At 72.7% G+C, this 8,940-nt stretch carries 13 protein-coding genes; 9 read left to right on the top strand and 4 right to left on the bottom strand.

What is annotated here, in order from left to right; genetic code table 11:
* A partial coding sequence (locus AC1MIR_RS13020) for a chorismate mutase (RefSeq protein ID WP_480028576.1) occupies positions 1-709 on the bottom strand: 709 nt, incomplete at its 3' end.
* 116 nt (positions 710-825) lie between these two features.
* On the opposite strand from AC1MIR_RS13020, the gene metX reads away from it, so the two are divergent.
* Together metX and metW are read left to right on the top strand one after the other, a co-directional pair.
* A complete protein-coding gene (gene metX / locus AC1MIR_RS13025) occupies positions 826-1,965 on the top strand; it encodes a homoserine O-acetyltransferase MetX (protein ID WP_480028577.1) in 1,140 nt (379 codons plus the stop codon).
* Between the two features lie 121 nt (positions 1,966-2,086).
* Complete coding sequence (gene metW, locus AC1MIR_RS13030; protein WP_480028754.1) at positions 2,087-2,686, top strand: methionine biosynthesis protein MetW; 600 nt, start codon at positions 2,087-2,089, stop codon at positions 2,684-2,686.
* Positions 2,687-2,714: 28 nt separating this feature from the next.
* Here metW and AC1MIR_RS13035 read toward each other — a convergent pair whose 3' ends face one another.
* A complete protein-coding gene (locus tag AC1MIR_RS13035; protein WP_480028578.1) occupies positions 2,715-2,903 on the bottom strand; it encodes a hypothetical protein in 189 nt (62 codons plus the stop codon).
* A gap of 56 nt (positions 2,904-2,959) precedes the next feature.
* Positions 2,960-3,205: a hypothetical protein gene (locus AC1MIR_RS13040; RefSeq protein WP_480028579.1), complete on the bottom strand. Its 246-nt coding sequence runs from the start codon at positions 3,203-3,205 to the stop codon at positions 2,960-2,962.
* Between the two features lie 141 nt (positions 3,206-3,346).
* On the opposite strand from AC1MIR_RS13040, the gene phbB reads away from it, so the two are divergent.
* Entirely contained in the window at positions 3,347-4,069 is a 723-nt protein-coding gene (gene phbB, locus AC1MIR_RS13045; protein WP_480028580.1) for an acetoacetyl-CoA reductase, read from the top strand.
* Between the two features lie 135 nt (positions 4,070-4,204).
* Positions 4,205-4,846, top strand: a complete 642-nt coding sequence (locus tag AC1MIR_RS13050) for a YciI family protein (protein WP_480028581.1) — start codon at positions 4,205-4,207, stop codon at positions 4,844-4,846.
* Positions 4,847-4,872: 26 nt separating this feature from the next.
* On the opposite strand, the gene AC1MIR_RS13055 is transcribed toward AC1MIR_RS13050, so the two are convergent.
* Positions 4,873-5,985: a PA0069 family radical SAM protein gene (locus AC1MIR_RS13055; RefSeq protein WP_480028582.1), complete on the bottom strand. Its 1,113-nt coding sequence runs from the start codon at positions 5,983-5,985 to the stop codon at positions 4,873-4,875.
* Positions 5,986-6,056: 71 nt separating this feature from the next.
* Here AC1MIR_RS13055 and AC1MIR_RS13060 point away from each other — a divergent pair, with 71 nt between their 5' ends.
* From AC1MIR_RS13060 to AC1MIR_RS13080, 5 genes are all read left to right on the top strand, one after another.
* Positions 6,057-6,764 (top strand): glycosyltransferase, encoded by a 708-nt coding sequence (locus AC1MIR_RS13060; RefSeq protein WP_480028583.1) that lies wholly within the window; start codon positions 6,057-6,059, stop codon positions 6,762-6,764.
* Positions 6,761-7,336 carry a TIGR04282 family arsenosugar biosynthesis glycosyltransferase gene (locus tag AC1MIR_RS13065; protein ID WP_480028584.1) on the top strand — a complete coding sequence of 192 codons (576 nt, stop codon included), beginning with the start codon at positions 6,761-6,763 and terminating at the stop codon, positions 7,334-7,336. The genes AC1MIR_RS13060 and AC1MIR_RS13065 overlap by 4 nt, the downstream gene beginning before the upstream one ends.
* Positions 7,336-8,115, top strand: a complete 780-nt coding sequence (locus AC1MIR_RS13070) for a class I SAM-dependent methyltransferase (RefSeq protein WP_480028585.1) — start codon at positions 7,336-7,338, stop codon at positions 8,113-8,115. The genes AC1MIR_RS13065 and AC1MIR_RS13070 overlap by 1 nt, the downstream gene beginning before the upstream one ends.
* A gap of 168 nt (positions 8,116-8,283) precedes the next feature.
* Entirely contained in the window at positions 8,284-8,472 is a 189-nt protein-coding gene (locus AC1MIR_RS13075) for a hypothetical protein (RefSeq protein ID WP_480028586.1), read from the top strand.
* A gap of 57 nt (positions 8,473-8,529) precedes the next feature.
* A complete protein-coding gene (locus tag AC1MIR_RS13080; RefSeq protein WP_480028587.1) occupies positions 8,530-8,895 on the top strand; it encodes a hypothetical protein in 366 nt (121 codons plus the stop codon).
* The last annotated feature ends 45 nt before the right edge of the window (positions 8,896-8,940 follow it).

Raw genomic sequence — 8,940 nt, forward strand, 5'->3', positions numbered from 1 at the left:
GCGCCCCCCCCCCCCCCCCCCCCCCCCCCCGCCCCCCCCCCCCCCCCCCCCGCCCCCGCGCCGCCGCGCCCCCCCCCCCCCCCCCCCCCCCGCGACCGGCCGGCACGCGGACGAGGGAGCGATCGTCGCCGGAGGGATCGGGCGGGGTGGGGGAGAGCAGGAAGACGGTCGCGGCGGCAGGGCCGAAGAAGGGCAGGCGCGCGGTGACGAAGAGGCGCGAGGGGAAATGCGTCCGCCACCATCGCCCGGCGGCCGGCAGCGCGACGAGCGAGGCCTCGCCCGCCTCCCCGGCGGCGAGCGCCGCGGCATCGGACCCGCAGCGCCGCACCGGCGCCGCCGTGCCGAGATGGGCGCGCAGCACCTCCACCCCCGGCTCCGGCAGCCAGGCGGCGACGCTGAGCGGCGCCTGCATCGAGGTGGTCGCGGCCAGCAGCTCCCGCCAAAGCCGCACCAGCGCGGCACGCGGCAACGGCCCGGCATGGCGGGCCAGCAGCCGGCGCAGGATCGCCGCCTCCCGCCCTGGCCGGATCGCCGGGCCGTCGCCCTTGGCGCGGCTGGCCGCAAGCCGCGCGACCACCGCGGCGCGGCGCATCAGCAGGTCGTGCAGCCCGTCGTCCAGGCTGTCGATCTCCGCCCGCAGCGCCGCGAGTTCGGCATCCGAGGGAAGTCTGGCCGCGTCTTGCGGATCGGGCGAGGTTGTGTCGGGCATGCGGGTCCGGGTCCGGGGGTTGTGAATAGAACCGGCGGCCCGCGCCGCCCAGGCGGCGGTTGCCCCGGCCGCCGCCCGCGCCGATTCCTGCGGCCCCCTGAGGCCCGTTGCCGAGGATGACCGAGGCCCTCGCCCCTTCCCAGCCGCTCGCCCACCAGCGCGTCCTGTTCGAGGACGGGCTCGCCCTCGATTGCGGGGCGGTGGTGGCGCCGCTGGCCGTCGCCTACCGCACCTATGGCACGCTGAACGCCGCGCGCAGCAACGCCGTGCTGGTCTGCCATGCGCTGACCGGCGATCAGTATGTTGGCGAACGCCATCCGCTGACCGGCAAGCCAGGCTGGTGGGAAGCGGTGGTCGGACCCGGCCTGCCGATCGACACCGCGCGCTATTTCGTGATCTGCGCCAATGTGCTGGGCGGCTGCATGGGCAGCTCCGGTCCGGCCGAGCCGAAGCCGGACGGCAGCGGGCTGTGGGGCACCGACTTCCCCTCCGTCACCATCCGCGACATGGTCCGCGCGCAGAAGCGCCTGGTGGAGCATCTCGGCATCGCGCGGCTGCTGGCCGTGGTCGGCGGCAGCATGGGCGGGATGCAGGTGCTGGAATGGGCAGCGACCTACCCGGAGATGGTGGTGGCCGCCGCGCCCATCGCGACCGCGACCTACCACTCCGCCCAGAATATTGCGTTTCATGAGGTCGGTCGCGCCGCGATCCATGGCGACCCGGACTGGATGGGCGGCCGCTACTGGGAGGACGGGCGCATCCCCGCCAAGGGCCTGTCCGTGGCCCGCATGGTCGCGCACATCACCTACCTCTCCGAGCAGGCGCTGGGCCGCAAATTCGGCCGCCGGCTGCGCGGCGCCAGCGCGCTCACCTTCCTCGAGGACGTGTTCGAGGTGGAGAGCTACCTGCGCCACCAGGGCAGCACCTTCGTCCGCCGCTTCGACGCCAACAGCTACCTCACCATCACCCGCGCGATGGATTTCTTCGACCTTGGTGCCGAGCGTGGGGGCGATGTCGCGGCGGCCTTCCGCGGCACGGCGACGCGCTTCCTGGTCGCCTCCTTCAGCTCCGACTGGCTGTTCCCCACCGCGGAGAGCCGCGCGATCGTGCGCGCGCTGAACGCGGCTGCGGCGAATGTGTCCTTCGTGGAGATCGAGACCGACAAGGGCCACGACGCCTTCCTGCTCGACGAGCCGGTCTTCCACCGCGCGCTGGGCGGGTTCCTCCGCGGGGCGGCCGCGAAGGTGGGCATCTGATGCGTCCGATCGCCGGAGGGCGCAGGTGCGCAAGCGCCGAGCACCGCAGGCGTGAATCGGCCGCACGCAGGAGGTCGTGATGCCCGACGCGCCGCAGGAGATCCGCTTCGTCGCCAAGAACATGCGGCTCGATCTCCGCCTGATCGCGGAGATGGTCGCGCCCGGCGCGCGCGTGCTCGACATCGGCTGTGGCGATGGCGAGCTCATCGAGCACCTGACCCGCGAGAAGGGCGCCGATGCGCGCGGCATCGAGATCGACATGGCGGAGGCGACGCAGGCGGTGGCCGCCGGCCTGCCGGTGATCCATGGCGACGCCGACAACGACCTCGCCTTCTACCCGGACGGCGCCTTCGACTATGTGGTGCTCAGCCGCACGCTGCAGGCGGTGGAGCGCCCGCGGGAGGTGCTGCGGCAGATGCTGCGCATCGGCCGCTACGCCATCGTCTCCTTCCCGAATTTCGGCCACTGGCAGCTGCGATGGAAGCTGCTGACCACGGGCCGCATGCCGGACAACGAGACCTGGGACCGCCCCTGGTACGAGACCCCCAACATCCACCCCTGCACCATCCGCGACTTCTTCGAGCTCTGCGCGATGGAACGCTACGTCGTGGAGCGCTGGCTGGCGGTGGACGACAAGGGCCTGCGCTCGCCCTGGAAGCGCTCGCCCTGGCTGGCCAACCTGTTCGGCGAGCAGGCGCTGTTCCTGCTGCGCCGGGAATAGGGCTTCGCGCGGCGGCCCGGACGGGGCCTCAGTGCGTGGCTGGCGCCGTGCCGGGCCGGGTCAGGTCGGGAACCAGCGCGGCGGCCATGGCGGCATGCTGCGCGGCGGCCTCTGCGCCCAGGCGACGGCACTCGGCTTCGACATAGGCCAGCATCAGCACAAGGGCGCAACGATCATCCGTCGTCGCCTCCAGCTTCGCACCCGCGCGAATCTTCATCGTCCCAGGTCCTAGAGAGCACTTCCGAAAGCAGCAGAACATGCTTTGCATACAACTCACGCCTGCGTGAAGGCACAATCGCTCGCCGCGTTGTTCAATTCTTGGTTGATTTCCCTCTTTGCAATATTGATGCGCGGAATTGCCAATAAGAGATCGCGGCGAAGCGGCTGCGACGGGCCAGCGAAAACAAGAAGCCCCGACGGATGCCGCCGGGGCGAGTCGAGGGAGGAAACGTCCAGGAACGTCCGTTCGGCGCCGCAGCGCCTCAGGACCATCGAAGTCTGGCCGAAGCTGCCCGCCACTGCCTTGATGCAGATCAAAAGGGTTGTGGAATCGGGTGCCTCCGGCGTGTTTGCCCTCCGCCCCGCGGCTTGCGAGAATGTGCCGCCTGCCCGGTGGCGATCCGCAGGGTCGGGCAGGCAGCCAGAAGGGAAACGAACAGCATGGCACGCGTGGCACTGGTCACCGGGGGACAGCGGGGCATCGGCGCCGCGATCAGCGAGGCCTTGCAGGCCGCCGGCCGCAAGGTCGTCGCCAGCTATGCCGGCAACGACGCCGCCGCGCAGGCCTTCACCGAGCGCACCGGCATCCCCTGCTACAAGTTCGACGTCGGCGACTACGCCGCCTGCCAGGCCGCCGTGCAGAAGATCGAGGCCGAGGTCGGGCCCATCGAGATCCTGGTGAACAATGCCGGCATCACCCGCGACGCCATGATGAAGCGGCTCTCGCGCGAGATGTGGGACCAGGTGATCGATACGAACCTCGGCTCCTGCTACAACATGTGCAAGGCGGTGTGGGAGGGCATGAACGCCCGCAAGTTCGGCCGCATCGTCAACATCGGCAGCGTCAACGGCCAGGCCGGCCAGATGGGCCAGGTGAACTACGCCGCCGCCAAGTCGGGCATCCACGGCTTCACCAAGGCGCTCGCCCAGGAAGGCGCGCGCAACCATGTCACCGTGAACGCCGTCGCCCCCGGCTATGTGGACACCGAGATGGTGCGCGCCGTGCCGGAGGAGGTGCTGGCGAAGATCGTCGCGCGCATCCCGATCGGGCGCCTCGGCAAGGCCGAGGACATCGCGCGCGGCGTGGTGTTCCTCACCGCCGACGAGGCCGAGTTCATCACCGGCTCCACGCTCTCCATCAATGGCGGGCAGCATATGTACTGAGCCCTCAGGCGGCGGCGCGCGCTCCGCGCGCTTGGCTGCGCGCCTCAGGCATGGTGCGCCCTGGGGTGCGGGCCCGAGCCGCGCGGAGCCGCTGTCGCGGCCCTTTTGCGCTCCCTGACCGCGAAGGGTGATTCGATGACGTGGCTGCTCCTCGCCTTCGACGGCACCGATGCCGAGGCGCCGATGCGGCGGATGGCGGCGCGCGACGCGCATGTCGCCTTCATCACGGCGGAGGCCGAGGCCGGGCGGCTCGTCCTCGGCCTGCCGCTGCATGACGGGCAGGCCCGGAGCCTCGGCTCGATGATGGTCGTGGACGGCGACCGCGCCGCGCTCGATGCCTATCTGGCGGCGGAGCCCTTCGCCACCTCCGGCGTCTGGCAGCGGATCGAGGCGCATCCCTTCCGCATCGCGCCGCTGCCCTATGCGCCCTGGCCCTCGCCGGGAAGCGCCATGCCGGGGCCGCGCAGCCACACCATCGTCGTCGCCCGCGACGGCGAGGACCCCGGCGCGGAGTCCAGGCGCCTCGCCGCGCGCCCGGCGCATGTCGCGCGCCTGCAGGGGCTCGCGGCCGACGGCACGGTGCTGTTCGGCGGCGCCATCCTCGACGCGCCGGAGGGCCGCATGACCGGCTCGGTGGTCGTCACGCGCCATGCCGACCAGGCCGCCGCGGAGCGCTTCTGGGCCGAGGATCCCTATGTCGCCCAGGGCGTGTGGCGCGAGACGGCGTGGTACGGAACGCTGCTGCGCCCGCTGCCCTACCGGCCGCTGCCGCGCTGACGCGGCGGACGCGGCGGACGCGGCGATCAGAGCAGTTCGAGCTGCCGCGGCGCCACCTGGGGCGGGCGGAACTGCGAGCAATCGAGCCCCCGCTCGCCCATCCGCTCCCGCCCTTCCAGGCCGCAGCGGCGCAGCGCAAGCCGGAATCGCTGGGCGATCAACTCGGCATAGGGGCCGGTGCCGGTCTGACGCACGCCGAAGCGGCTGTCGTAGAACTGCCCGCCGCGCGTCTCCCGCACCAGCGCCAGCACGCGTGCGGCGCGATCCGGGTAGTGCTCCTGCAGCCAGGCCTCGAACATGCCGCGGATCTCGAGCGGCAGGCGCAGCAGAACATAGCCCGCGCGACCGGCACCGGCGCGGGCCGACATCTCCAGGATGCGCTCCATCTCCATGTCGTTGAGGCCGGGGATGATCGGCGCCACCAGCACGCCGGTCCGCACGCCGGCCTTCGTCAGCGCCGCCACCGCCTCCAGCCGCTTCAGCGGCGTCGCCGCCCGCGGCTCCATGATGCGCGCCAGCTTGCCGTCCAGCGTGGTGACGGAGAGGCACACATGCACCAGGTTGCGTTCGGACAAACGCGTCAGGATATCCAGGTCGCGCAGCACCCCCGCGCTCTTGGTCACGATGGTCACCGGATGGCCGAACCGCTCCAGCACCTCCAGCACGCGGCGCGTGATGCCGAGGGTGCGTTCCACCGGCTGGTAGGGATCGGTGTTGGCGCCGAGCGCCACCGGCTTCGCCACATAGCCGGGCTTCGACAGCTCCTTCTCCAGCAGTTCCGGCAGGTCGGGCTTGAACATCAGCCGCGTCTCGAAATCGAGGCCGGGCGACATGCCCACATAGGCATGGGCGGGCCGCGCATAGCAGTAGACACAGCCATGCTCGCAGCCGCGATAGGGGTTCAGCGAGCGGTCGAAGCCGATATCCGGGCTGTCGTTCCAGGCCAGCGCCGATTTCGCCTTCTCCCGGATCAGCTCGGTCGGCAGCGGCGGCAGCTCCGCGAATTCCGCCGCGAGCGTGCCCCAGCCATCGTCGCAGCGCTCGGTCCGCGTGCTCTCGAAGCGCACCGGCGGGTTGGTGACGGCGCCCCGGCCCTTGCGGGCCAGGGAGGGCATGGCGGAGGCTCCCCCGTCCGGCATGATCGCTCCTCTTTTTCCCGATTTGTTCGCGTCGGAGAGTGGGAGAGCGGCGTGAAAGCGTCAAGAACAAAATGCGAATAGCGGCGCCGTCCGACGAGGCCGCGATCACCGGCCTGTCCGTGGTCATCCCCACGCTGAACGCGGCCGCCACGCTGCCCGGCACGCTGGCCGCCCTCGGCGCGGCGCCGGCCGAGCTCCTCGTGGTGGATGGCGGCAGCGCCGACGGCACCGCCGCCCTCGCCGCCGGTCTCGGCGCGCGCGTGCTGCCGGCGCCGCGCGGCCGGGGCGGGCAGATCGCCGCCGGCGCCGCGGCCGCCTCCGGCCCCTGGCTGCTGGTCCTGCATGCCGACACGAGGCTTGCGCCGGGTTGGCCGGCGGCGGTGCGCGCGGCGATGCGCGATCCCGCCCGCGCCGGCTATTTCCGCTTCGCGCTGGATCACGCCGCGCCCGCCGCGCGCCGGCTGGAACGTGCCGTCGCCTGGCGCTGCCGCGCGCTGGCGCTGCCCGATGGCGACCAGGGCCTGCGGATCCATCGCGACCTGCTGGCCGAGGCGGGCGGCGTGCGGCCGCGGCCGCGGATGGAGGGCGTGGGCCTGGTGCGCCGCCGGGGCCGCGCCCGGCGGGCGCCGCTCGACGCCGTCGCGATCACCAGCGCGGAGCGCTGGCGGCGGGAAGGCTACCTGCGGCGGTCGGCGCGCAACCTGGCCTGCCTCTCCCTCTGGTTCCTGGGCGTTCCGCCGCGCATCATCCAGCGGTTCTATGCGCGCGGGAGATCATGAAGGGCGACACGGTCATCGTCTTCGCGCGCGCGCCGCGGCTCGGCGCGGTGAAGCGCCGGCTGGCGCGCGGCATCGGCGCGATGGCCGCGCTGCGCTTCTATCGCGGCCAGCTCGCCGCGCTGCTGGCGGAGATCGCGCCTGACCGGCGCTGGCGCACCCTGCTGTCCGTCACGCCCGACCGCGCGACCGCCCGCTGGCCGCGCCGCCTGCCGCGCGTGGCGCAGGGCAGCGGCGACCTCGGCACGCGGATGGACCGCGCGCTGCGCCCGCATCGGCGCGCGCTCGTGATCGGCAGCGACGTCCCCGGCGTGTCGCGTGCCGACATCGCCGCCGCCTTCCGCGCGCTCGGCCGCGCCGATGCCGCCTTCGGCCCGGCCGAGGATGGCGGCTACTGGCTGGTGGCGCTCGGTCCCCGCCGGCCGGCGAAACCCTTCGCCGATGTGCGCTGGTCCACCGAGCATGCGCTGATGGACAGCATCGCGAATTTCCAGGGCCGCCGTGTCGCGCTGCTGCGCACCCTGCGCGACGTGGACACCGCCGCCGATCTTGCCGCCATCCGGGGAGGCCCATGATGACCGGACCCAGCTGGTCCGACACCAGCGAGGACTACGCGAAGCACCGGCAGGGCTTCCCCCCGCGCTTCTACGACCTGATCGCCGAGCGCGGCCTCTTCGCGCCGGGGATGCGGGTGCTGGATATCGGCACCGGCACCGGCACGGTGGCGCGGACGCTGGCCGCGATGGGCGGCGAGGTGCTCGGCCTCGATCCCGCGCCCGGCCAGATCGCCGCGGCACGGCGCCTGGCGGCGGAGCAGGGCGTGGCGGTGCGCTTCGCGGAAGGGCTGGCGGAGCGCACCGGCCAGCCCGACGCCGCCTTCGACCTCGTGGTCGCGGCGCAATGCTGGCACTGGTTCGACCGCGGCCTGGCGGCGGCGGAGGGTCGGCGCGTGCTGAAGCCCGGCGGCGCGCTGCTGATCTGCCATTACGACTGGCTGCCGCTGCCCGGCAGCGTCGCGCATGCCTCGGAATTCCTGATCGAGGCGCATAATCCGCGCTGGCCTATGGCGCGCACCACCGGCTTCTACCCGGCCTGGGCGGCGGACCTCTCGCTGGCCGGATTCGCGAGCCTGGAATTCGCCGGCTTCGATCATGCGGCGCTCTACAGCCATGCCGATTGGCGCGGCCGCATCCGCGCCTCGGCCGGCGTCGGCGGCGCGCTGGGCGGCCCGGCGGTGGAGCGCTTCGACGCCGAGCACGCCGCCCTGCTGGCCGCGCGCTTCCCGGCGGAACCGCTCCGCGTGCCGCACCGCGTCTTCGCCATCTGGGGCCGCCGGGCCGAAACCGTCGGTTGAGCCGCTACACCGGAATGCAGACGACGCATCCCAAAACACGATACATCATCTTAGAAATTGCACTCTTCGTGCGGACATGCTCTACTCTGTCCAGCGCCGTGGCCGACAATGTCACGGGATGTCAGGATCGGCAGCCGCGACGGCGGCGCCCGTGCCGGGAGAATGGACGTGATCAGCCAGGAGCTTCTGCGGGTCGCCGACGCTTTCTTCACCGCGGTGCTGTTGATGGCGGCGCTGCTCGGCGTCGTGCTCGCCTGGGCCACGGGCGACCTGCCGGCGTTGAGCGTCGCGATGCTCGTCGTGGCGCTGGTCGCGCCGGTCGCCTATCGCCCGCGCCGGCCCGTCGAGGAGCGCTAACCCGCCGTAAACCCCTGCCGTCCCAGGCTGCCCGCCGGGACGTCCGGGGACGGCGCCATGACGGAAAGCGATTCGGCGCGTGAGGCGAGGCTCGCCATCGCGCGGCACCTGGCGGATCTGCATCGCCTGCACCTGGCGCTGGCCGCCGCCAGCCGGCGCCTGAAATCCCTCACGCTCGAAGGCCGCGGCCTCGCCGGGATCGAGATCGCGGCCGAGATGCTCGAGCAATACATGGCCGCGACCGGCGCCTTCCTGGAGAACATGCGCGGCCGCTTCGAAGCGCGCCGGCCGCGGCGGCGCCGCGCCGAGCCGCAGGGCACCGCGCCCGCGCCCGGCCCGGGCGCGCAGGGGCACGGACCCTTCTGGTATTCCTTTTCGCGCCTCTGCGCCGCGCTGCGGCAGGCGGAGCGAAGGGTGGGGTAGGGCGCCTCAGCCGCGCGCGAAGGGCGGCAGCCACACGCGGTGGGG

The sequence above is a fragment of the Falsiroseomonas sp. RANM36 genome, assembly GCF_056682175.1.

Coding starts and splice junctions, on each gene's coding strand:
- AC1MIR_RS13060 (WP_480028583.1), top strand. CDS start 6,057: ATGCGAATAGCGGCGCCGTCCGACGAGGCCGCGATCACCGGCCTGTCC.
- AC1MIR_RS13070 (WP_480028585.1), top strand. CDS start 7,336: ATGACCGGACCCAGCTGGTCCGACACCAGCGAGGACTACGCGAAGCAC.
- metW (WP_480028754.1), top strand. CDS start 2,087: ATGCGGCTCGATCTCCGCCTGATCGCGGAGATGGTCGCGCCCGGCGCG.
- AC1MIR_RS13055 (WP_480028582.1), bottom strand. CDS start 5,985: ATGCCGGACGGGGGAGCCTCCGCCATGCCCTCCCTGGCCCGCAAGGGC.
- phbB (WP_480028580.1), top strand. CDS start 3,347: ATGGCACGCGTGGCACTGGTCACCGGGGGACAGCGGGGCATCGGCGCC.
- AC1MIR_RS13035 (WP_480028578.1), bottom strand. CDS start 2,903: ATGAAGATTCGCGCGGGTGCGAAGCTGGAGGCGACGACGGATGATCGT.
- AC1MIR_RS13080 (WP_480028587.1), top strand. CDS start 8,530: ATGACGGAAAGCGATTCGGCGCGTGAGGCGAGGCTCGCCATCGCGCGG.
- metX (WP_480028577.1), top strand. CDS start 826: ATGACCGAGGCCCTCGCCCCTTCCCAGCCGCTCGCCCACCAGCGCGTC.
- AC1MIR_RS13050 (WP_480028581.1), top strand. CDS start 4,205: ATGACGTGGCTGCTCCTCGCCTTCGACGGCACCGATGCCGAGGCGCCG.
- AC1MIR_RS13065 (WP_480028584.1), top strand. CDS start 6,761: ATGAAGGGCGACACGGTCATCGTCTTCGCGCGCGCGCCGCGGCTCGGC.